Source organism: Kocuria sp. KSNUG, from assembly GCF_049532735.1.
GTDB classification, from domain to species: Bacteria; Actinomycetota; Actinomycetes; order Actinomycetales; family Micrococcaceae; genus Kocuria; species Kocuria rhizophila.
In genome coordinates this window covers 784383-807206 of sequence record NZ_CP150981.1, presented here as the reverse complement: position 1 = coordinate 807206, position 22824 = coordinate 784383, and the positions used below count along the sequence as shown (strand labels likewise).

20 protein-coding genes are annotated in these 22824 nt (G+C 71.9%); 10 read left to right on the top strand and 10 right to left on the bottom strand.

Annotated features, from left to right (window positions below; translation table 11 throughout):
- Nucleotides 1–115: 115 nt before the first annotated feature.
- Genes AABM36_RS03530 through AABM36_RS03515 form a run of 4 tightly spaced genes read left to right on the top strand, consistent with a single transcriptional unit; the run spans nt 116 to nt 5278 of the window.
- A complete protein-coding gene (locus AABM36_RS03530; protein WP_019310777.1) occupies nt 116–874 on the top strand; it encodes a LamB/YcsF family protein in 759 nt (252 codons plus the stop codon).
- Nucleotides 871–2865 carry a 5-oxoprolinase/urea amidolyase family protein gene (locus tag AABM36_RS03525; protein ID WP_423447388.1) on the top strand — a complete coding sequence of 665 codons (1995 nt, stop codon included), beginning with the start codon at nt 871–873 and terminating at the stop codon, nt 2863–2865. Before AABM36_RS03530 ends, AABM36_RS03525 begins: the two co-directional genes overlap by 4 nt.
- Nucleotides 2862–4607, top strand: coding sequence for a biotin carboxylase N-terminal domain-containing protein (locus tag AABM36_RS03520; protein ID WP_121241788.1), 1746 nt, complete (start codon nt 2862–2864; stop codon nt 4605–4607). The genes AABM36_RS03525 and AABM36_RS03520 overlap by 4 nt, the downstream gene beginning before the upstream one ends.
- Complete coding sequence (locus AABM36_RS03515) at nt 4604–5278, top strand: GntR family transcriptional regulator (RefSeq protein WP_121241786.1); 675 nt, start codon at nt 4604–4606, stop codon at nt 5276–5278. Before AABM36_RS03520 ends, AABM36_RS03515 begins: the two co-directional genes overlap by 4 nt.
- Nucleotides 5279–5427: 149 nt before the next feature.
- Here the strand turns inward: AABM36_RS03515 and AABM36_RS03510 are convergent, their stop codons facing one another.
- From AABM36_RS03510 to AABM36_RS03495, 4 genes are all read right to left on the bottom strand, one after another.
- Nucleotides 5428–6207: a putative hydro-lyase gene (locus tag AABM36_RS03510; RefSeq protein WP_121241870.1), complete on the bottom strand. Its 780-nt coding sequence runs from the start codon at nt 6205–6207 to the stop codon at nt 5428–5430.
- Between the two features lie 29 nt (nt 6208–6236).
- Nucleotides 6237–7478 carry an NRAMP family divalent metal transporter gene (locus AABM36_RS03505; protein ID WP_423447385.1) on the bottom strand — a complete coding sequence of 414 codons (1242 nt, stop codon included), beginning with the start codon at nt 7476–7478 and terminating at the stop codon, nt 6237–6239.
- 192 nt (nt 7479–7670) lie between these two features.
- Nucleotides 7671–8483, bottom strand: a complete 813-nt coding sequence (locus AABM36_RS03500; protein ID WP_423447383.1) for a DUF4870 domain-containing protein — start codon at nt 8481–8483, stop codon at nt 7671–7673.
- A 62-nt stretch (nt 8484–8545) separates the two neighbouring features.
- Entirely contained in the window at nt 8546–10120 is a 1575-nt protein-coding gene (locus AABM36_RS03495) for a DUF3533 domain-containing protein (protein ID WP_121241784.1), read from the bottom strand.
- Between the two features lie 95 nt (nt 10121–10215).
- Between AABM36_RS03495 and AABM36_RS03490 the strand changes: the two genes are divergently transcribed.
- A complete protein-coding gene (locus AABM36_RS03490; RefSeq protein WP_121241783.1) occupies nt 10216–10911 on the top strand; it encodes a TetR/AcrR family transcriptional regulator in 696 nt (231 codons plus the stop codon).
- A gap of 177 nt (nt 10912–11088) precedes the next feature.
- Here AABM36_RS03490 and AABM36_RS03485 read toward each other — a convergent pair whose 3' ends face one another.
- The 3 genes from AABM36_RS03485 to AABM36_RS03475 all read right to left on the bottom strand — a co-directional run bounded on the left by AABM36_RS03485 (nt 11089) and on the right by AABM36_RS03475 (nt 13911).
- Nucleotides 11089–11751 carry a CPBP family intramembrane glutamic endopeptidase gene (locus AABM36_RS03485; protein WP_039102114.1) on the bottom strand — a complete coding sequence of 221 codons (663 nt, stop codon included), beginning with the start codon at nt 11749–11751 and terminating at the stop codon, nt 11089–11091.
- Nucleotides 11752–11856: 105 nt separating this feature from the next.
- Nucleotides 11857–13314: a tryptophan-rich sensory protein gene (locus AABM36_RS03480; protein WP_039102113.1), complete on the bottom strand. Its 1458-nt coding sequence runs from the start codon at nt 13312–13314 to the stop codon at nt 11857–11859.
- A gap of 141 nt (nt 13315–13455) precedes the next feature.
- Nucleotides 13456–13911 carry an Lrp/AsnC family transcriptional regulator gene (locus tag AABM36_RS03475; protein ID WP_121241781.1) on the bottom strand — a complete coding sequence of 152 codons (456 nt, stop codon included), beginning with the start codon at nt 13909–13911 and terminating at the stop codon, nt 13456–13458.
- 429 nt (nt 13912–14340) lie between these two features.
- On the opposite strand from AABM36_RS03475, the gene AABM36_RS03470 reads away from it, so the two are divergent.
- From AABM36_RS03470 to AABM36_RS03460, 3 genes are read left to right on the top strand one after another with little or no spacing between them, the layout of a single operon-like run.
- A complete protein-coding gene (locus AABM36_RS03470; RefSeq protein WP_039102111.1) occupies nt 14341–15543 on the top strand; it encodes a thiamine pyrophosphate-dependent dehydrogenase E1 component subunit alpha in 1203 nt (400 codons plus the stop codon).
- Nucleotides 15543–16553: an alpha-ketoacid dehydrogenase subunit beta gene (locus AABM36_RS03465; RefSeq protein ID WP_039102110.1), complete on the top strand. Its 1011-nt coding sequence runs from the start codon at nt 15543–15545 to the stop codon at nt 16551–16553. Before AABM36_RS03470 ends, AABM36_RS03465 begins: the two co-directional genes overlap by 1 nt.
- Nucleotides 16554–16556: 3 nt before the next feature.
- Entirely contained in the window at nt 16557–18101 is a 1545-nt protein-coding gene (locus AABM36_RS03460) for a dihydrolipoamide acetyltransferase family protein (RefSeq protein ID WP_039102109.1), read from the top strand.
- A gap of 162 nt (nt 18102–18263) precedes the next feature.
- Here the strand turns inward: AABM36_RS03460 and AABM36_RS03455 are convergent, their stop codons facing one another.
- Entirely contained in the window at nt 18264–19361 is a 1098-nt protein-coding gene (locus AABM36_RS03455; RefSeq protein WP_039102108.1) for a hypothetical protein, read from the bottom strand.
- A 39-nt stretch (nt 19362–19400) separates the two neighbouring features.
- On the bottom strand, nt 19401–20024 hold the full coding sequence (locus tag AABM36_RS03450; protein ID WP_039102107.1) for a LysE/ArgO family amino acid transporter: 624 nt from the start codon (nt 20022–20024) through the stop codon (nt 19401–19403).
- 123 nt (nt 20025–20147) lie between these two features.
- Here AABM36_RS03450 and AABM36_RS03445 point away from each other — a divergent pair, with 123 nt between their 5' ends.
- Complete coding sequence (locus AABM36_RS03445) at nt 20148–20762, top strand: malonic semialdehyde reductase (RefSeq protein WP_121241779.1); 615 nt, start codon at nt 20148–20150, stop codon at nt 20760–20762.
- Between the two features lie 141 nt (nt 20763–20903).
- Here AABM36_RS03445 and AABM36_RS03440 read toward each other — a convergent pair whose 3' ends face one another.
- On the bottom strand, nt 20904–21404 hold the full coding sequence (locus tag AABM36_RS03440; protein WP_052239371.1) for a MarR family winged helix-turn-helix transcriptional regulator: 501 nt from the start codon (nt 21402–21404) through the stop codon (nt 20904–20906).
- 33 nt (nt 21405–21437) lie between these two features.
- On the opposite strand from AABM36_RS03440, the gene AABM36_RS03435 reads away from it, so the two are divergent.
- Nucleotides 21438–22808, top strand: coding sequence for a CoA transferase (locus tag AABM36_RS03435; protein ID WP_052239370.1), 1371 nt, complete (start codon nt 21438–21440; stop codon nt 22806–22808).
- Nucleotides 22809–22824: the final 16 nt, after the last annotated feature.

Below are 22824 nucleotides of genomic sequence, written 5' to 3'. Positions count from 1 at the left end.
TTGAACTACATCTGTAATGCGGCGCCCCGGAGAAATATTCCGGGGTGGATTGTTGAACAATCTGCGGCGCATCGGGCATGCTGGGGGGTCACACCCGATGAGACGGAGGTCACGCATGACGGTCATGGATCTGAACAGCGACGTGGGCGAGTCGTTCGGCGCCTGGGGCATGGGGGACGACGCCGCCATCTTCCGCTCCGTCTCCAGCGCCAACGTGGCCTGCGGCTTCCACGCCGGAGACCCCTCCGTGATGGCGCAGACCTGCCGGGACGCCGTGGCCGCCGGGGTCACCGTGGGAGCGCACGTGGCCTACCGGGACCTCGCGGGCTTCGGCCGTCGTTTCCTGGACTGCTCCCCCACCGAGCTCGCGGACGACGTCCTGTACCAGATGGGCGCGCTCGAGGCCGTGGCCCGCGCCGCGGGCACCACCGTGCGCTACGTCAAGCCCCACGGCGCCCTCTACAACACGATCGTGCACCACGAGGCCCACGCCCAGGCCGTGGTGGACGCCGTGAAGGCCTTCGGCGGGGACCTCCCCCTCCTCCTGCTGCCCGGCTCCGTGGCCCTGCGCACGGCGGAGAAGGCCGGGCTGCGCGCCGTGCCGGAGGCGTTCGCGGACCGCGGCTACACCCCCGAGGGCACGCTGGTCTCCCGGCGGGACCCGGGTGCGGTGCTGCACGACGCCGCCCAGGTCACCGAGCGCATGGTGCGCCTGGCCGAGGACGGCACGCTCACCGCGGTGGACGGCTCCACCGTGCGGATCCAGGCGGAGAGCATCTGCGTGCACGGGGACACCCCCGGCGCCGCGGCCATGGCCGCCGAGGTCCGCGCGGGCCTCGACCGCGCCGGGATCACCGTCCGGTCCTTCGCATGAGCGCACCGCACCCCGGACAGGCACCCCGCACCGCGCAGGAAGCGGGCGCACGGCAGGCGGCCCGCCCTGACACGACGGGAACGGTTCCCTCCTCGTCCGCCGAGGCCCGCCCGGTCCCGGAGCTGCGCTGGGCCGGAACCCACGCGTTCCTGCTCGACTGCGGCGAGCTCGCCGACGTCGTGCGCTGGCATGCCCACCTCACCGCGCACCCGTTCGCCGGGCAGACGGACGTGATTGCCGCCGCCCGCACCGTGCTGGTGACCTTCACGGACGCACGGTCGGCGCGGAAGGCCGCGAGCGGCGTCGTCACTGCCCGTCCCCGGGAGAACCGGGAGGCCGGGGGCAAGACCGTGGAGATCCCCGTGGTCTACGACGGCGCCGACCTCTCCGAGGTCGCCCGGCTCACCGGGCTGAGCGAGCAGGGCGTGGTGGACACCCACACCGGCACGGAGTGGACCGCCGCGTTCGGCGGCTTCGCCCCCGGCTTCGCGTACCTCAGCGCACCGGGCAACCCCCTGGACGTCCCCCGCCGGGACACCCCCCGCACCGCCGTGCCCGCGGGGTCCGTGGCGCTCGCGGGCGTCTTCTCCGCGATCTACCCCCAGCGCTCACCGGGCGGGTGGCAGCTGATCGGGCGCACGGACGCCGTCCTGTGGGACACCCACCGGGACTCCCCCGCGCTGATCCGCCCTGGGGACACCGTGCGCTACCGGGCCGTGCGCGAGCTCGTGACGCTGGCCGACGACGCCGCCCCGGACCCGCGCGGCGGCCCGCAGCTTCCCGGGGACTCGGCTCCCGCCGTTCAGTCGGGGGACGGCCCGGGCCAGGACACCGCGGGCCCGGGCCGCGACACGTCCGGCCGTGAGCACGCCGACGGTCTGCAACCCATCAGCGCGGCGGATGGCTCCCTCGCTGACGACGGTGGGCACGCCCTGGTGGTCGAGAACCCCGGGATGCAGACCCTGATCCAGGACCTGGGCCGCCCCGGACTGGGGGACCTGGGCGTGGTGGCCTCCGGTGCGGCGGACCGCGCCTCCGCGATGCAGGCCAACCGGATCGTGGGCAATGCCAGCTCAAACGCGGTCCTCGAGGTCACGATGGGCGGGTTGCAACTCACGGCCCGGGGCCACCACGTGCTCGCCCTGACCGGGGCGCCCGTGGGCGCCCGGATCACCGGCGGGGAGACCGAGCGCGCCGCCCCGTTCTGCACGCCGTTCGCCCTGTACGACGGCGAGCAGCTCACCCTGGACACCCCGAGCGCGGGGCTGCGCAGCTACCTCGCGGTCTCCGGAGGTCTCGACACGACCCCGGTGCTCGGCAGCCGTGCCACGGACGTGATGTCCGGGATCGGGCCCGCTCCCCTGGCCGCTGGTGACGTGCTGCCGGTGCGCCCGGCGCCAACCGGCCGCGCCGTGGGCCATGCCGAGGAGCCCGCGGTGCGCCTGCCCGCACCGCACGAGACCACCGTGCTCCGCGTGGTTCCGGGTCCGCGTGAGGACTGGTTCACCCCCGCCTCCCGCGCCGCCCTGGCGGAGCGGACGTGGCGCGTCAGCAGCGACTCCAACCGCGTGGGCGTGCGCTTCGAGACCCCGCAGGACGGCGGTCTCGAGCGCGGCCGCGACGGCGAGCTCGCGAGCGAGGGCGTGGTCACCGGTTCCCTCCAGGTCCCCCACTCCGGTGTGCCCGTGCTGTTCCTCGCCGACCACCCCGTCACGGGCGGGTACCCCGTGATCGGGGTGGTCGTCCCGGAGGACCTCCCCCTCGCCGCGCAGCTGCTGCCCGGCTCCGAGGTGCGGCTCCACCCGGTTCCGCTCCCGCCCGCCGACGCGGCGATCCCCGCCGCACCCGGCGCTGCACCGAGCCACGGGGTGGCACCGGGGGCCCGCTCCACACCGCCATCCCCCACGGACGCCCTCGGCGCCCAGGAGCCCACGACGACCCCCACCGCGACGATCCCCGCGGAGCAGCCCACCTCAGGAGACACCCCATGAAGAAGGTTCTGATCGCCAACCGCGGGGAGATCGCCGTGCGCGTGGCCCGCGCGTGCTCGGACGCCGGGCTCACCTCGGTGGCCGTGTACTCCGAGCCGGACGCGGACGCGATGCACGTCCACATGGCCGACGAGGCATATACCCTCCCCGGTTCCTCCTCCGCCGACACCTACCTCAACATCCCCGCCGTGCTGGCCGTGGCGGAGCGCTGCGGGGCGGACGCCGTGCACCCGGGCTACGGGTTCCTGTCGGAGAACGCGGACTTCGCGCGCGTCGTGGTGGCTGCCGGCCTCACCTGGATCGGCCCGAGCCCGGACGTGATCGAGGCGCTCGGCAACAAGGTCACGGCGCGGGAGATCGCCGTGCGCGCCGGGGCGCCGCTCGTCCCGGGAACCGACGGCCCCGTGGCTGATGCCGCCGAGGCCCGCGCGTTCGCGGCGGAGCACGGGCTGCCGATCGCCATCAAGGCGGCGTTCGGCGGTGGCGGACGCGGCATGCGCATCGCCCGGGAGCTCTCCGAGGTGGAATCGGCGTTCGACGCCGCCGTGCGCGAGGCCACCACCGCCTTCGGGCGTGGGGAGTGCTTCGTGGAGCGGTTCCTGGACCACCCGCGCCACGTGGAGGCCCAGGTGGTGGCGGACACCCACGGCAACGTGGTGGTCATGGGCACGCGCGACTGCTCCCTGCAGCGCCGCCACCAGAAACTCGTGGAGGAGGCCCCGGCGCCGTTCCTGACCGACGAGCAGCGCACCACGCTGCACGAGTCCGCCCGGGCCATCTGCCGCGAGGCCGGGTACACCGGCGCCGGCACGGTGGAGTACCTGGTGGCACCGGACGGACTGATCTCCTTCCTGGAGGTCAACACGCGCCTGCAGGTGGAGCACCCCGTGACCGAGGCGACCGCCGGAGTGGACCTGGTGCGCGAGCAGTTCCGCGTGGCCGAGGGCCTGCCGCTGAGCACCACCGAGGACCCCGCCCCGCGCGGCCACGCGATCGAGTTCCGGCTCAACGCGGAGGACCCCGCACTGGGGTTCCTCCCCACCCCGGGCACGGTGGAGGCGTTCGAGGCCCCCACGGGCGCGGGTGTGCGCGTGGACACCGGCGTGCGCACCGGATCCGTGGTCCCCGCCGAGTACGACTCGCTGCTCGCCAAGCTCATCGTGTGGGGCGAGGACCGGGCCCAGGCCGTGGTGCGCTCCCGCGCCGCCCTCCGTGAGCTCTCGATCCGCGGACTGCCCACCGTGGTGCCGTTCCACCGCGCCGTGCTGGACGAGCCCGCGTTCACCTCCACCGACCAGCTGGGCGTCTACACCACCTGGATCGAGGACGAGTTCGCGCAGGACCTCGAGACCTCACCCCACCTCGATCCCGAGGCCGCCCAGCGCACCACGTTCACGCTCGAGGTGGACGGGCGTGCAGTGCGGGTGGGCCTGCCCGCGCGCCTCGCACAGGCGCTGCTCCACGGCGGAGGCGGGACTCCGGGCGAGACGGGACAGGGCGGCGCGGCGGCGTCGTCGGACGCGGAGGACGGGACCGCGCTCACCGCGCCCATGAACGGCACGGTGGTCACGTGGCTCGCACAGGACGGCGAGGACGTCACGGAGGGTCAGCCGGTGCTGGTGGTCGAGGCCATGAAGATGGAGACCCCCGTGAAGGCCCACCGCTCCGGAACCCTGCGCCGTGGTGATGTGTCCGAGGGCGACGCCGTGCGCGCGGGTCAGACGCTCGGGGAGATCGCGTGAGCGGCCCGCCCGCCACCCACCCCGGAGCGTCCGGGCCACGCGAAGAGGTCCAGGCCGGCGCCCATGCCGCCGCCCGGCTGCGGACGCGGATCGCCGACGGCGCGCTGCCCCCGGGCGCGAAGCTGTCCGAGCACGCCGTGGCCGCCGAGCTCGGGATCTCCCGCAACACCCTGCGGGAGTGCTTCGCGATGCTCGCGGCGGAGGGGCTCGTGCTGCGGATACCCCACAGGGGCGTGTTCGTGGCGCGGCCCACCGCGGACGACGTCCGCGATCTCTATGCCGCCCGGAGCATCCTCGAGTCCGGGGCGGTGCTGTGGGGAACCGGGGATGCGGGGCTGCTGGAGCGGCTCCGCTCGATCGTCGCCGCGGCCCTGACGGCGCGGGACGGCGCGGACGTGGCCGGCATGGCGAACGCGAACCAGCGGTTCCACCGGTGCCTCGTGGAGGCCGCGGGGTCGCCCGCGCTGCTCCTGGACATGGACCGTGCCCTTGCCAGAATGCGCCTGGTGTTCCACGCGATGCTCGAGGACCGGGAGTTCCACGCGCGCTACGCCGTGCGCAATGCCGAGGTGCTTGCCGCACTGGAGTCCGGCGACCGGAGCCGTGCCGTCGAGCTGCTGCGGGACTCCCTGGGCGCGGCGCGGGACGAGATCCTCACCCGTCTGGAGTGAGGTCGGCCGGCCAGGTCCTCCGACGACCCGCCGTGGGCGTCACCGGAGAACCCCGCGACACCGCCGGTCGGGGCCGCTGTCGATGTGCGCCGCAGAGTGGACCACCCCGGGGGTGAGCCAGGGCACGGTCCCCTCGCCTCCGCGCCCCGTCAGGGCACCTGGTAGTCGGCGTCCCGGGCGTCGGTGACGAGCATGTGCCCCGGGGCGTGGGTGATCGCGAACGGCGGAGCCGACTCCATCACCGCGGCCTGCGGAGTGACCCCGCACGCCCAGAACACGGGCAGCTCGCCGGGGGCGATCCGCACGGCGTCGCCGAAGTCCGGCGATCCCAGATCCGCGATCCCCAGCGCCCCGGGATCCCCCACGTGCACGGGCGCGCCGTGGACGGCCGGGTAGCGGGAGGTGATCCGCACGGCGTCCGGCACCTGTGCCGCCGGAACCGGCCGCATGGACACCACGAGCGGCCCGGACAGCCGCCCCGCCGGCTCGCAGCGCCGCGAGGTGCGGTACATCGGGACGTTCACACCCTGGTCGATGTGCGCCAGGCGGACGCCGTGCGCCTGCAGCGCGTCCTCGAACGTGAACGAGCAGCCCAGCATGAGCGTGACCAGGTCCTCCCGCCAGTACGGGGTGATGTCGGTGGGGCGGGCCACCTCCACCCCGTTCTCGTAGACCACGTACTGCGGCACGTCCGTGCGGATGTCCCCGCCGGCCAGCAGCGGGCCCGTGGTCTTCCCCGCGTCCAGGACACCCAGCACGGGGCACGGCTTGGGGTTGCGCTGCGCGAAGAGCAGCACGTCGAACGCCAGCTCGCGAGGCACGATCACGAGGTTTGCCTGGGCGTGGCCCGGGGCCATTCCCGCGGTGTGGCGCACGAGCCCGGCACGGAAGCGCTCTCGTGCCTGGGCGGGGGTCAGCGCGGTCTCCATCATTGGGCGGCCTGTCCTGTCCGGGGGTCTCAGGCCCAGAGCTTGGAGAGCCCGGCCAGGGAGTTGACGGCGAGGAACACGGAGAGCACCCACGCGAGCACACCCACAATCAGCAGCCACCCGGGGTAGCGGTAGCCCTGCAGCAGGTCCCGGCGGCGCCAGCCCACCCACAGCAGGATCGCGAAGCCGAACGGAAGGATGAGGCCGTTGAACGCACCCGCGAAGACCAGCAGCGTCTGCGGGGCCTGGCCCAGCACCAGGTAGATCACTGCGCACACCAGGATGAAGCCCACCGTGAGCAGGTTGCGCGTGCGGGGGCTGCCCGTGGAGGAGGTGACGAAGGAGATGGAGGTGAACGCGGCACCGATCACGGAGGTCAGGGCGGCGGCCCACAGCACCACTCCGAAGATCCGCACCCCGACCTCCCCGGCGGCGGCCCGGAAGGCGTCCGCGGCCATGTTGTCCCCGGCCAGTGCCACGCCGCTCGCGACCACCCCGAAGATCGCAAGGAACAGCAGCACGCGCATGACGCACGTGACCAGGATGCCCAGCACGGACGTCCGGGTGATCTCGCGGACACTGTCCACTCCGGTGACGCCGGAGTCGATCATGCGGTGGGCGCCGGAGTACGTGATGTACCCGCCCACGGTGCCGCCGATGAGCGTGGTGATGACCAGGAAGTCCACTTCCTCCGGCATCACGGTGTTCTTGAGCGCCTCACCCACCGGGGGTGCCGCCACGATCGCCACGTACAGCATCATGAGGATCATCACGGCGCCCAGCACCACCACGATCCGGTCCAGGGCGAGACCCGCGCGCTTGGACAGGAAGACCAGGATGGCGACCACGGCCGAGATGGCCCCGCCGAGCGTGGGATCCATGCCCAGCATGGCATTCAACCCCAGCCCGGTTCCCGCGATGTTGCCGATGTTGAACACCGCACCGCCCAGGAACACCAGGGCCGCCAGGACGTACCCTGCCCCGGGGAGGACCTGGTTGGCCAGCTCCTGCGCCCGCATCCCCGAGACTCCGATGACCCGCCACACGTTCAGCTGCACGGCGATGTCCACCAGGATGGACACCAGGATCGCAAAGGCGAACGCGGCGCCCAGCTGCACGGTGAACACCGTGGTCTGGGTGATGAACCCCGGGCCGATCGCACTGGTGGCCATGAGGAACATGGCACCCAGCAGGGCGCTGCGGTGGCCGGAGTCCTTCCGGGCACCCGGTGTCTCGCGGTCGAGGTGCGGCTGTGGTGAGGCAGAGGACATGGATCCATCCCAGGGTCGGTGTGAGCAGAGCCACACGGCGGCTGACCACTGCACACTACAGGTTGTTCAACAATCTGCCCAGTGGCAGGCCCACCACACGCACGAACCGCCCGGGGAAGCCGTGAGGCTTTCCCGGGCGGTTCGTGGCGGACGGGCCGCGGGCGCTCGGAGCGAGCGTGCGGCGCCGTGGGATCAGCGCAGGATGGGCAGCTGCATGGGGTAGCGGTAGGCCTTGCCACCGCCGGCCTTGACCGCCGCGATGATGTGGAACACGAAGAGCATGATCCAGTACGCCGCGATCAGAAGGAAGCCGAGCGGGGACAGCACCACGGTGAACACGCAGATCCAGCCGATCAGGTTGATCAGCCACAGGGACGCGTTGAAGTTGAACGCCCCCGCCGCGGCCTGGCGCAGGAACGGGCTCTTGTCCTTGTAGATGAACCAGACGATCAGCGGACCCAGGAAGCTGAGCCAGCCCACGGAGATGATCGCCGCGATCGGGCTGGACAGGTGGGTCAGCACCGCCACGGTCTTCTCGTCGTCCTGGGGACCGCGAGCGCCCGCGGGGTACCCGCCCGGCTGCTGGGCGTAGCGGGGGTCGCCCTGGTAGCCACCGGGGTTCTGCGCGTAGCCCGGGTGCTGCGTGTACGGGCCGCCACCGGCGTTCTGTGCGTAGCGGGGGTCGCCCTGGGGCCGGCCCTGGCCACCGGCGTTCTGCGCGTAGCGCGGGTCTCCCTGCGGCTGCCCGGCCTGCGTGCCTGCCTGGGGCTGGCCGGCGCCGGGAGTGCCCTGGGGCTGCCCCGGGCGGGTGCCGCCCTGCGGCTGCGAAGGGCGAGGGGCACCCTGGTTCGGGATGTAGCCCTGCTGGCCCTGGTTCTGCCCCCACGCCTGCTCACCGGTGCCGCGGGCGTCGGCCGAGCCCTGCTCCTGCGGGGCCGACGCGGGCTGGCCACCGGTCGCTCCGGAACGGTAGTCGGGGCGCGGCTGCTGCGGTTCGTTGCTCATCTGGTCTCCATCGGTGTCGTTGCAAGGGCCTGCGCGGCCGACGTGCTGTGTGTGCTTCCAGCCTATTCTGACGCACCGCTCGGGACGGAGGGGTTATCCGCACTCTTGGGGAGGGGTTTTTCCGCGGAAGCCACCGCCGCGTCGGCGCTGTGCTTGGCCGGGCCGTCCGCTCCGCGCAGACCCACCCGCTTGTCGTACGCCCAGCCTCCGAGCAGACCCACCAGGAGGGCGACCACCAGCATGATGGACAGCCCGATCACGCCCGTGGTCAACCCCGCCTCCGGGATCGCGTCGAAGTACAGCGCGGAGCGCACGGACGTGAAGATGTGGTGCAGCGGCTCGAACGGGGCGATGGCGCGGAAGAAGTCCGGCACCGCCTCGAGCGGCACCACGGCTCCCGCGGAGGGCAGGCCCATGAAGACCAGGTAGATCAGGCACAGCAGCATGCCCACGCTGCCACCCACGGAGATCAGCGCCAGCACGATCGCGGAGACCGTGGACATCGCGAGCCACCCGAGCAGGAACACCAGGAAGCCGTGGGGCACAGGCATGCCCACGGCCGAGGCCACCCACATCATGAGCGCGGACGCGGGCAGTGCGGCCACCACGAAGGTCAGCCACTTCATGAGGAAGCCCACCGGACGGGGCAGGACGGCGCGGGGGTAGTCCTTGAAGAAAGGACCCATCTCGAAGGGCGCCATGCCCATGCGGCCGTCCATGAGAAGGTTCAGCGCCACGGAGCCGGAGAAGCCCACCACGAGCAGCAGGATGGAGTAGTAGAACGCGCTCATGCCCAGGGCCGTGCCGTCCGGGAGGTCGTTGTACGCCTTGGACACCATGCTCACGGGGTCCTTGAGGGTGTCCTTGGCCACCGAGCTGACGGTGGGCGCGAGTTCCTTGGCGATCTCCTCGGCGGAGCCCTCCTGGGACTTCTGCACCTGCTGGGCGAACTGCTGCACCTCGGGGCCACCCTGGGCGGCCTGGCGGGAGAGCTGCTCGGACTGTTCCTTCTGGCTCTGCTGCAGCTGCTGCAGCACCTTGTTGTAGGCCGCGTCCTCAGCGGGCGCCACGGACTCCGTGAGCTGCTCGCCGAGCGCCTTGCTGGCTTCCTGGATGCCGGGCTCGACCGCGCCCGTGGCCAGCCGCGTACCCAGGGAGCCGGCCTGCGGGTCCGTGTAGACGGTGACCTCGGGACGGGCGGCGTGATCCTTGGTGAGGGAGCCCTCGATGAGGCTCACGGTGTCCTCGGAGAAGCTCTCGGGGACCACCACGGCGGCGTAGAGCTCACCGCGGTCCAGCTGCTCCTTGGCCTCGTCCATGCTCAGCTCGCGCAGGTCGATCTTGTCGTCCTCCGCGGCCTTGTCCACGAACTCGCTCACGAGGTCCGTGCCCAGGTTCTCCTGGGTGGTCTTGCCGTTGGCCTTAGGTACCTCGGCGCCCTTGTCCTGGTTGATCACGGCAATGGGGAACTCCTTGAAGTTCTTGTCGGGGCTGGACAGACCGCCCAGGTACAGGGCGGTGCCGATCACCCCCACCGCGATGATGGCGAGCATGGGCAGCAGCCAGAACCCGAACTGGCCGAACGGCCGGCCGAGTCGGGCCCGGAACGAGTGGGCGGGTGCGTGTTTGGGTGTCACCGGTTTCTCCTGGCACAGAGGGATACACGAATGTATTGGGATTCGTGAACACGATACACTGATGTATTGAGAAGGGAAGACGAACCGAGGGACACGTGAGCAACAAGACAGAAGAACCCGCCGCACCCGCTGCCTGCCTCGGGAGGGACGGACAGCCCCTCGACAGTGACACTGCCACACCCGATGCCGCGCCGGACAGACGTTCCCGCAGTGCAACGCGGCTCAAACTGATCCGCAGCGCCCCGGCCGTGTTCGCCCAGCAGGGCATCGACGGCGCCTCCGTGAACGACCTGTGTGCGGCCGCCGGGTTCACGCGCGGGGCGTTCTACTCCAACTTCGAGTCCAAGCGGGAACTCGCGATCCTCGCGTTCGAGGACCTCGCCACCCAGCTGGAGGAGACCCTGGGGTCGGAGCTGGACCACTGGCTGGGCTCGGGTCTGGACGTGGACCAGGTGGTCACCCGCGTCATCGAGGGCGTCACGGACCGGGTGGCGAACGTGAACCAGCAGGCCCTGCGGGTGGAGCTGTCCATCGCGGCGTTCCGCTCGCCGGAGGTGCGAGAGCGCATGGCCCCCATCCGGGAACGGGTGTACCGCGCCATCGAGCAGGCGCTCGTGCGCGTGGCCGCCACCCAGCACCTCGAGTTCACGGTGCCCCCGGCAGACGTGGCCCGCGTGCTCCTGACGAGCTACTCGGGCCAGCTCGCGGACAACATGGCCATGGGCGACTCGGGGCGCGGTGCCCAGCAGGTCATCCCCACCATGTGGCTCGCCTTCACCCGCCCCGCCTGAGCGCGGCCGTCCCGCACCACGCCCCGGGAACGACGCCGTCGGGCCACCCCGAGTGGCCGGGCGCGGTCCCGGCGCGGGGCGGGTCGCGTCCCACCGTGCACTGAGAGGGGGGCGAGGACCGCACCCACCGCAGACCGGCGGCGGGCGCGGAACCCGGCCGCGCGGCGTCGTGGTGCCTCAGACCACGTACGGCAGCACGAAGAGCATGGTCAGGGACCAGATCAGGTGCGTGACGATGCCGGGGACGAGCGAGCGGGTGCGCTCGCGCAGGTAGCCCACGAACGCGCCGAGCGCGGCGGCCGCGAGGGCGAGCAGCGGGATGCCGGCGAGGGCGGTCACCGCGGTGTAGGCGATGGTGGTCACGAGGATCCGCCGACCCCGCGGCAGGATCCGCCAGAGCGCCCCGCGGTAGTAGACCTCCTCGGCCACGCCGTTGACCGCGGTGGTCAGAGCCACCATGACCAGGCTTCCCACCCGGGCGTGGTTGAGCAGCTCGTGCACCGGTTCGCTCAGGAACGGGATGAAGCGGACCATGAAGCCGCCGGCGATGAACACCACCGCGAGCACCACACCACCGACCACCGCGTCCCGCATGCCCCGCGGGGTGACCCGCCAGGGCAGGCGTTCGCCCGTCATGCGGATCGCGATCGAGCTGCCCGCGATGTACACGCCGGCCAGGATGAAGGTGGCGGGGTAGAACCACGGGTCCCCCGCGGGGATGCGCAGGGACCACGCGAGGCACGCGGCCGCGAGCACTCCGGTGGCGATCACCACCCACACGGTGCGCTTGCGCGTGGCCGCGGTGGTGTCCCCGTAGGGGCTGAGCCGATGTTCCGTCACCGAGGTTCCTTTCCGCCCGGCGCTACGATCCGCCGGGGATGTTCGGGACCCGCCGCCCGGGACTGCCCGGGCCCGTGCGGGCCGCTCGGCCGACCGGGCCGCGGGCTACTTGCGGCGCGGGTTGAGCACGCTGATGGTGGTGGAGAGCACCGAGGCGAAGGCGGTCCACCCGGCGTAGGGGCTCAGGATCACGCCCTTCTCCGGGGACACCTTGGCGCTGCGGCGCACCAGGTCCGCGCTGCTCACCGCGAGCAGCACGGACTCCACGGCCGCGGCCCGCAGCTTCTTGCGGTGGAAGAACAGGACGCTCCACCCGGCGTTGAGCGCCAGGTTCACGCCGAGTGCGGCGATGTAGGCCCGCTGCTCGTCGGTGCGGCCCTCCTCCCCCAGGTCCGCGATGGACAGCGAGCCCATGGCGGCGATGTCCGCGTACAGCGCGGTCCACGCCACGGGGAACGCCCAGCCCGGGGGCTGGAAGCGCGGCTTGCGCAGCTTCTCGTACCACGTCGACTCGGGGTCGCTCGCGAGCGTGCCCACCACCGCCGTGGCCGCAACGGCCGCCGTGGTGGACAGGAAGACCCGCCGCCAGCGGTTGAGGTCCAGGTCCGTGACCGCGGCGCGCACCGCGTCCGCGAAGGGGGTGTGCCCGCCCGGGGGCGCCCCGATGTAGTCGTCGAGGTCCCGCTCGTGGATCACGGTGTCGTGCTGCAGGCTGCCCACCAGGGGCCGGGCCAGCTTGGTGTCGATGGGGGTCACGAGCCCGATCCAGTTGGCTGCTAGCTCCGCGGTGGTCACGGGGGCGGTGATCATGAACCGCCCACCCTTGCCCACGGCGCGGGAGTACTGGTCCAGCATGTCCGCGTACTCGATGGCCTCGGGCCCGCCCACGTCGAACGTGCGGTTCACGTCCGCGGGCAGGTCCGCGGCGCCCACGAGGTAGTGCACCACGTCCGCCACGGCGATCGGCTGGATGCGGTTGCGCACCCACTGGGGGGCGATCGCGCCGGGCAGCCGCTCCGCGAGGTGGCGGATCATGATGAAGGACGAGGACTCGTCCCCGATCACCACACCGGTCTGCAGGGCCGCGGTGGGCACACCGGAGTCCATGAGCGCGCGGCCCACCTCCACGCGGGAGCGCAGGTGGTCGGAGAGCTGGTCCACGGGCTCGTCGTCCGGGTGCAGACCGCCCAGGTAGACGATGCGCTGCACGTGGGCGTCGTGCGCGGCGGTGCCGAAGGTCTCGGCCATCTCCACCTCCTCGCGCACGAAGTCGTCCGAGTCCCCCATGGAGTGCAGCAGGTACCAGGCCACGTCCACGTCCCGCATGGCCCGTGCGACGTCCGCGGCCTCGGAGGCGTTGCCCTCCACCACTTCCGCCTGGCCGGGTCCGGCGGACCGGCCCTCGGCGACGACGCTGTCCCCCCAGGGCAGGTGGCGGACCTTCTCCGCGCTGCGGCTCAGCAGGCGCACCCGCCAGCCGCGGCGCAGCAGCTCCTGGGCCACCTGGCCGCCGATGTAGCCCGTGGCACCCGTGACGAGAGCCAGCCGTGCGTTCTCACTCATGTGTCGTCCTCGCATCGTCCGTGTCGTGGCCGGGTGCGTGACCCGGAGGGCGGTGCCGCACCGCCGCAGTTCTCCCGGCCAGTATGTCAGCGTGCTGAGGGGCTGGGCCACGGACTCCGCTCAGGGCGAGACGTCCCCGGATCAGCCACCGACGTCCACGTCCTCGAAAATCAGGAACGTCTGGGTGTCCACCACCTCGGGCATGGGCTGGATGCGTTCGAAGATCACGTCCCGCAGCTCACCCGTGCCCCGGGCGCGCACCAGCAGCATCACGTCGAACGTGCCACCCACCAGGGCCACGTGCTGCACCTGCGGGATGCGGCGCAGCTTGGGGCCCAGGGTGTCCCACGTGTTCTGCTTCAGGCGCAGGGTCACGTAGGCGGAGGCCTCCAGGCCGGCCTTGGCGGGGTCGATCACCGCGGTGTAGCGCAGCACCACGCCCTGCTCGTGCAGCCGGCGGATCCGCTCGTACGCGTGCGCACGGGAAATGTGCACCTTGGCCGCGAGCGCGGTCACGGACTGCCGCGCGTCCCGTGTGAGCTCATCCAGGATGCGCCGGTCCGTCTCGTCCAGCTCCACGCGCTTGCTCTCCGCCATCCGCTCCACCTTTCCACCACCTCCCGGCCCTGTCACGGCCACGACGCCGCCGGGCAGCACCCCGCGCCGTCGCCCTTTCCGCGGCCCGCGCCGCAGCACCCGCCGACGACGCCGGCTCGCCCGTTCCCGGGGCCACCCGGCTGGTACCCGCCGCCCGTTCGGCCAGCGCCCCGGGGTGCGGCCCTGACATGCGGAGGCACCGGATGTGACGTGCAAGACATTTCCGCATGGCGCCCGTCACTCACGAGCAATTCGTCCACGGGAAACCCGTTCTGGAAGTCTACCGTCCACGAATTCCCCCCGGTGTGGAGACGGTGCGCCCGGATTGCCCATACTGACCGGACGACGTGTCCGACGCGTTGCCGCTCGATCCTGCCCGCGGCCGTCGCGGCACCACCGAGTTCCACCCAGAGAAGAAAGGGACGCACCATGAGCGAGCCCATCCCCGCCGGTGGCGAGTCCGCCACCCGGGAGCCCACCCCGCCCGTGAATCCGGCGGTGGAGGCCTCCAAGAACTTCGGGATCACGCCCGAGCAGTACATGCTGCCCGCAAGCTCGGAGATCCGTCTGCTCAACCCGGACGGCACCGCCGTCCCCGAGTCCGAGCAGGGCCAGGAGCCCGGCCACGAGTACCCCATGCCGGACACCGAGCGGCTGCTCAACGCCTACGAGAAGCTCGTGGTGGGCCGTCGCATCAACGACCAGAACATGGCGCTGGTGCGCCAGGGCCGCATGGCCGTGTACCCGTCCAGCCACGGCCAGGAGGCGTGCCAGGTGGCCGCGGCCCTGTGCCTCGAGGACGACGACTGGCTGTTCCCCACCTACCGCGACTCCGTGGCCGTGATGTCCCGCGGCGTGGATCCGCTGGAGGTCATGAGCACCTACCGCGGCGACTGGCACGGCGGCTACGACCCCAGGCAGTACAAGGTCTCCATCCAGGCCACCCCGCTCACCACGCAGCTGCTGCACGCCGTGGGCGTCGCCCACGCCGCCCAGCTGCGCGGCGAGAACACGGTGACGCTGGCCATGTGCGGTGACGGAGCGACGTCGGAGGGGGACTTCCACGAGGCCCTGAACTTCGCCGCCGTGTTCCAGCTGCCCGTGCTGTTCCTGGTGCAGAACAACGGCTACGCGATCTCCGTGCCGCTGTCCTCGCAGACCCGTGCGCCGTCCCTGGCCCACAAGGGCGTGGGCTACGGCATGGCCAGTGAGCGCGTGGACGGCAACGACCTCGCGGCCATGCTCTCCGTGCTGGGGCGCGGCATCGAGCTGTGCCGCCAGGGCGGCGGCCCGCTGCTCGTGGAGGCCATGACCTACCGCATGCAGGCGCACACCAACGCGGACGACGACACCCGCTACCGCGAGCGCGACGAGGTCAGCGAGTGGGTGGCCAAGGACCCGATCACCCGTATGCAGCGCTACCTGGAGGACCAGGGTGCGCTGACCGAGGACGCCACGGGAAAGATCTCCGAGCACGCCGAAGCCATGGCCAAGCGGCTGCGCGAGGCGATGTCCTCCAAGCCGGAGCTGGACCCGCAGGACCTGTTCCGCTTCGTCTACCACGAACCCACCACCCAGCTGCGCGAGCAGGGCGCCCAGCTCGCGGACGAGCTCTCCCGAGAGGAGGCGTGATGAGCGCTTCGAAAACCAGTTTCGCCAAGGCGCTGAACACCGCACTCGCGGACGCCATGGAGGCCTCCCGGGAGGTCGTGGTCTTCGGTGAGGACGTGGGCACCCTCGGTGGCGTCTTCCGCATCACCGACGGGCTGACCGCGCGCTTCGGCCGCGAGCGCTGCTTCGACACCCCGCTCGCGGAGTCCGGGATCATCGGCACCGCGGTGGGCATGGCCATGAACGGCATGCGCCCCGTGGCGGAGATGCAGTTCGACGCGTTCGCGTACCCCGCGTTCGAGCAGGTGGCCTCCCACGTGGCCAAGATGCACAACCGCACCCGGGGCAAGCTGAGCATGCCCCTGGTCATCCGCATCCCCTACGGCGGCGGCGTGGGCGGCGTGGAGCACCACTGCGACTCCTCCGAGTCCTACTACGCGCACACCCCCGGGCTGAAGGTCTTCACCCCGGCGTCCGTGACGGACGCGTACGTGATGCTGCGCGAGGCCATCGACTCCCCGGACCCCGTGGTGTTCTTCGAGCCCAAGCGGCTCTACTGGTCCACCGCGCAGGTGGACCTGGACGAGCTGCGCGAGCAGTACGAGAACGGGAGCCTGCCCACGCGCGAGGGCCACGCCGTCGTCGCCCGTGAGGGCAGCGACGCGACCCTGATCTCCTACGGCCCGTCCGTGCCGGTGTGCCTGGCCGCGGCGGAGGAGGCCGCGAAGGACGGAATGTCCGTGGAGGTCATCGACCTCGGTTCCGTGGTCCCCTACGACGACGAGACCGTGGCCGCGTCCGTGCGCCGCACCGGGCGCGCCGTGGTGGTCGCCGAGTCCCAGGGCTTCGCGTCCGTGGCCTCGGAGATCGCCGCGCGCACCCAGGAGCGCTGCTTCCACTCGCTCGCCGCACCGGTGCTGCGGGTCACGGGATTCGACATCCCCTACCCCTCACCGTCCTTCGAGCACCACCACATCCCGAGTTCCGAGCGCATCCTGGACGCGCTGGACGACCTGCAGTGGGAGGACTGACCCGTGAGCATCAATGTGTTCAACCTGCCCGACCTGGGCGAAGGGCTCACCGAGGCGGACATCCTCCGCTGGCTCGTGGCCGAGGGTGACACCGTCACCATGGACCAGCCCATCGTGGAGGTGGAGACCGCCAAGTCCGCCGTGGAGGTGCCCACCCCCTTCGAGGGCGTGGTCCACAAGCTTCACGGCGCGGAGGGCGACACCATGCTGGTGGACCAGCCCCTGATCTCCATCTCCGACGGCGTGGAGTCCCCCGAGACCCCTGCCGGCTCCGGGACGGACGCGGACGCCCCCGGCGCCGAGCACGGCGCGAGCTACCGCGAGGAGGAGCTCGCGGGCACCAAGCCCTCCGCCGAGCTGGCCGTGGACGAGGCCGATCCCGCCGCGGGTGAGGACGAGGAGTCCTCGGGCAACGTGCTGATCGGCTACGGCACCTCCGCCGCGTCCTCGTCCCGCCGCCGCCGCCGCAAGCGCGGCGCGGGCGCCGAGGCCGCCGAGCGGACCCACGAGGCGCTCGCCGAGGCCCCGCGGCTGGCTCCCACCGTGATCTCCCCGCTCGTGCGCAAGCTCGCGCGGGAGCACGGCGTGGACATCGCCACCCTGCAGGGCAGCGGTCCCGGTGGTCTGATCATGCGCAAGGACGTCCTCGCGGCCATCGACCAGGTGGACGACCAGCGGATGCGCGCCGACGCCGCCGGGCCGGCCCCCACGGGACTGTCCGCCGCGGAGCCCGCGGCGCCCGCTCCCGCCGGCCTGACCGCCACGGGAGGTGCGGCACCCCAGGGTGGTGCCGCGGCGTCGTCTTCCCCGGCCGCCGCCGGGACCGACTCCCGCACCGGGCTGCCGATCGCCTCGCAGGAGCCCGTCAAGGGCGTGCGCAAGACCATTGCGGACGCCATGACCCGCTCCCGCACGGAGATCCCCGAGGCCACCGTGTGGGTGGACGTGGACGCCACCGAGCTGCTGAAGCTGCGCTCCGAGCTCAAGGCCAAGGACCCGGAGAACACGCCGAGCCTGCTCGCGCTGATCGCCCGGTTCACCGTGGCCGGGCTGCGGAAGTTCCCGCAGCTCAACGCCCGCGTGGACACCGCCGAGGACGGCTCCCGGACCATCACCCGCCTGCAGGGCGTGAACCTGGGCCTCGCGGTGGAGTCCGAGCGCGGACTCATGGTGCCGAACCTGCGCAACGCGGACCAGCTCAGCGCCATGGAGCTGACCGGCGCCATGCGGGAGATCATCCAGGTGGCCCGTTCCGGCAAGGCCAGCCCCGCCCAGCTGAGCGGTTCCACGTTCACGCTGAACAACTACGGTGTGTTCGGCACGGACGGCGCCACCCCGATCATCAACCACCCCGAGGCCGCGATCCTGGGCATCGGGCGGATCATCGACAAGCCGTGGGTGGTGGACGGTGAACTGGCCGTCCGCAAGGTCACCACCGTGACCATCGCGTTCGACCACCGCGTGTGCGACGGCGGCGCGGCGGGCGGTTTCATCCGCTTCGTGGCCGACTGCATCGAGAACCCCGTGGGGGCTCTCACGCAGATCTGACGCGCACCGGGGCATCCCACCCCGGCAGGACCACGACGGCGCTCGGGCTTCGGCCCGGGCGCCGTCGCCGTGTGTCGGGGCTGCCCTGCGAGCGGCTCTCACGCGCGTGGCACACCCGTTGAGGAGGAACCGTCCTGGGACCCCGCGGGCACCGCGCCGGGATCAGTCCGTGGGGGAACCCAGTTCTCGCTCGGCCCACGCCCGCAGGCGCTCCACCAGGGCCGGGGGCAGGTCCCCGCCGGCCATGGCGTGCTCGGAGCGGGTCCGGGCCGTGCCCATCATGCGTTCGACGGCGCGCACGGAGCCGGAGCGCTCGAGCAGCTCGTGGGCGTGAGCGGCGTCGTCGTCCGTGAGGGCGCCCTGCGCCGCGCGCTCGCACAGGGAGCGCCACGCGGGGCCGTGGGGACCGGATGCCACGAACGTGCCGAGCACCGTGGGGCGGTCCGCGCGCAGCAGTTCACGCGCGCCGTGACCGCCGTCCGCGTGGGCGGCCAGGCGCAGCTCCTTGGCGAGACCGTGGGCCATGCCCAGGGCGCGGCCGGTGTCCGCCAGGGCGTTGACGTGCGCGGTGGGCGCTCCACCCAGCACGGCACCCGCGCGCAACGGCGCCTCGTAGCAGGGTACGGCGCTGCCGATCCGCAGGGCCTCCAGCACCTCGCCGTGCCCGACCGTGGCGGCGCGCTGGGTGAGCTCGCCCAGGATCCGCTCCCCCGCCGCGGCGTGGAACACGGAGTGGTCCAGGATCTCCAGGAGCTTGATCAGCCGGGACTCCGGTGCGTGGGACGTGGCGACCATCCGGTAGGCGGCGGCCAGGGCGATCTCGCTCGCGAGGGAGGTGTAGTGGACGGGGTCCTCGGGGGCCACCGGAGCGTCGTCCGGCGCGTCCCCACCAGGCTGACGGGACTGCACCGGCTCCACGCCCGGCGACGCCGCACCGATCGCTGTTCCGGGGCTCACACCCTCCCCGCGCAGCAGCAGGGCCGTGTTGAGCAGTTCGAAGCCCGCGGCCACGGCGTTGAGCACCGGGCGGGTGGGACGCGCCGGGTAGGCCTCCACCGCGGCCATCACGAAGTCCTGCTGCAGGCCCTGCGCGGCGTAGGTGACCTCCGCGACCCGGGCCCACACGCGCTCGTAGCCGGGGCTGAGGTCCGCAGCCCGGCGCCGGGAGTGCTCCAGGAACCCGCGCACCGCTGTGGCGGGAGTGAACTCCTGGGACCTGCGCCCGGTTCCGCTGCTGGTGTACGAGGAGGTGGGCGTCATGAGTCCATTTCAGCACACGGCGCAAGCGCCGGCGCCGTGTCAGATGGCCGGCATCAGCGCGAGCTGCACCGCGATGAACAGCATCACCAGGCCCACCCCCACGTCCACGATGCGCCACGTCAGCGGAGTGTTCAGCACGTGGGACAGCGCCCGCGCCCCGGCACCCAGGGCCGTGAACCAGATGACCGACCCCGTGAACGCGCCCGCAGCGAAGACCCAGCGCTGCTCCCCGTGCTGGTTGGCCAGGTTGCCCAGGATCAGAACCGCGTCCAGATAGGCGTGCGGGTTGAGCCACGTGAACGCGAGCGTCGCGAGGACGACCCCGCGCAGTGAACCTGCTCCGCCGCCCGCAGCCTCCATGGTCTGGGGTTTCAACGCTGACCTGAAGGACATCACCGCGAACACCGCGAGGTACACGACCCCCGCCCAGCGGAACGCGTTGATCAGCCACGGCACCTGCTCGATGAGCACCCCGATCCCCGCGGTGCCCAGCCCGATCAGGAAGATGTCCGAGACGATGCAGATGGCCACCACCACGCCCACGTGCTCGCGGCGAATCCCCTGCCGCAGCACGAAGGCGTTCTGGGCGCCGATGGCCACGATCAGGGCCAGGCCGGTCACCAGCCCGGGAAGGAACGCAGAAGTCACCCGGACAAGGTACATCCCCGGCGTGACGTCCCCGACATTCGGAGTACACCGCAGGACCTGGAGGTTATAGTTTCCCTAGAAATAATTGCGCCGGACGGCACGACGCCGTCCGCGCACCCCTGCGTGGAAGGACACCCCATGAGCACCCCCACCCTCGAGCAGCTCGCCCTCGACATCACCCGCGAGGACGCCGACCGGCTGTTCACCACGGCCCGCACCGCAAGTCACTTCACGGACGAGCCCGTGACCGCGGAGCAGCGGCACACCATCTACGAGCTCACCAAGATGGGTCCCACGGCGTTCAACTCGCAGCCCCTGCGCATCACGTGGGTGGAGTCCCCCGAGGCGCGCGAGCGCCTGGTGCAGCACATGAACGGCGGCAACCAGGAGAAGACCCGCAAGGCTCCGCTGACCGCCATCCTGTCCTTCGACGAGAACTGGCACACCCGCTTCCCGGAGTTCCTCCCCGCGGCCCCGCAGCTGCAGGGCATGTACGACGAGAACGCCGAGCTGCGCATGTCCAGCGGCACCGCCAACGCGCACATCCAGGTGGGCTACTTCATCATCGCGGCCCGCGCCGCCGGTCTGGCCGTGGGCCCCATGACCGGATTCGACGCCCCCGCCGTGGACCGGGAGTTCTTCGAGGGCACGGGCAAGCGCGCCATCGTGGTGGTCAACCTGGGCCGTCCCCAGGCACCGGGCTACGAACGCAACCCGCGCTTCGCCGTGGAGGACGTCACCGAGACCGTCTGAGAGCGGACGACGACGACGCGCCCCGCCGGTCGGGCCTTCGCCGTGGCGCCACTACCCGAGCTCTGGCCGTCCGCGCCACCGCTGTTCGCAGCGGCGTCGTGCGGCTTGTCCCTACGGGCCACATGGTCCCAGAACTGTTGCTCAGGACTTCCGGCTGATCTCTGCCGGCTCGGTACCCGCCCCGCTGTCTCCCGTGGCGAGCTTGGTGAGAACCGGCAGCGCGGCGTCGAGCGCGGCGACCTCCCGGGCGTCCAGTGTGGACAGCACGTCCGCGACGAAGCCGTTGCGGCGCTCGTCCTCGCGCGCCAGCACCTCTTCCCCTGCGGGTGTGAGGGACACGAGCACGGCGCGGGCGTCCGTGGGGTCGGGATCGCGGCGCACCAGACCCGCCCTGCTCAAGCGGTCAACACCCTGCGTGGCGGTGGGCGTGCGGACACCGAGGTTCGCGGCGATCGTGGTCATCCGCACCCCGCCCGGGCGCAGCATGGTCAACAGGCTGATCTGTTGGCTGGTGATCTGCCGGGACCCCTCCATGCTCCGCAGGAAATACACGCCGTGGCGCAGCACCTCCCGCAGGCGAGCCGCGCTCTCGAGCAGCCGGGTGCGGTCGACGTCGGGGGCGCAGGCGCGGGAGGTGTCCATGTTGTCCCATTCTACGGCGCCTAGAATGCGTCCATGCGGGAGATCCTCACGGCCCTGGACGGGCTCGCACCGGACCTCAGCCTCAGGGCGATGGACGCGGTGCACGGCCACGACGACCGGTGGAACGGCGCCCTGGACGTCCGCTCCCTCGCGGCGGCAAGTGTGGGGCTTGCAGCGGCGTCCGCCCGGGAGTTCACGCGGGCCAGCGGCCGACCATCGGTAGAGATCACGGCTACTCTGCCGGAGATCGTAGCGGCCTTCGCCTCCGTCTCCCAGCTGCGCATCGACGGCCAGCCGCTCCTCGGCTTCGCCCCGTGCTCCGGTTTCTTCCGCACTGCGGACGGGTGGCTCCGCACCCACGCCAACTACCCTCACCACCGGGCCCGGCTGTTCCGCGCCTTGGGGATCGACCACGACAACGCCCTGGCGCCCGCGCTGGCCCACCTCACCTCGCGGGACGCGGAGTCCCACATTGTTTCCGAGGGAGGTGTGGCTGCCTGTGTGGTGAGTGAGGGCGAGTGGCGGCAGGAGGCGGCACACGATCCCGGCCCGTGGCTCCATCTCTGCCCCGGGGATTCGAACATCGCTGATCGCCACCGCTCCCCCAGGCCGGACAGCCACCCGTGGCGGCCGGTGCACCCGCACGCGGGCAGTGTCCCTCTGCCCCTGCACGGCGTCCGAGTGGTCTCGCTGACCCGGGTGATTGCTGGTCCCACCGCCGCGAAGTTCCTGGCGGCACTGGGCGCGGACGTGATCCGCATCGACCCGCCCGCCATGCCCGAGCTGCTGGGACAGCATCTGGACACCGACCAGGGTGTGCGCTGCACCGCCCGTGACCTCAGCGACCCGATCGCGGCTGGAGACCTCGCTGGTCTGCTCGGTCAGGCTGACGTCCTGCTCACCGGATACCGCCCCGGCTCACTCGCCGCGCTGGGACTCGACGGCGCCCGCGTTCGTGAGCGGTTCCCCCACCTCGTTCATGTGGAGCTCAGTGCGTGGGAGCCCACCGGGCCCCGCGCTGGACAGCGGGGCTTCGACAGCATCGTCCAGGCGGCCACGGGAATCGCCCACCGGTACGGCTCCACAGACAGCACCGGGCTCTGGCGGCCTGGAGCACTGCCGGTACAGGCGCTGGACCACGTCACCGGATACGGCATGGCCGCGGCGGCGTGTGGGCTGCTGGCGGCGGGACGGTCAGGGTCCGCCCGGTTGTCCCTGGAGCGCACCGCGCGAGTTCTGCTGGACGGAGGAGGCTCGGAGTGCAGCCATCCTTCTCCGAACACCGGACCCAGATCCGAGACTGTTGAGATGACCACCGAGCACGGAAGGGTCACCTGTGTGCCGGCCCCCGTGCGGGTCAACGGGCGGCGGCCGCCGGTCCTGCCACCCCTTCCGACAGGCTGACATGCCCATGAGGGAC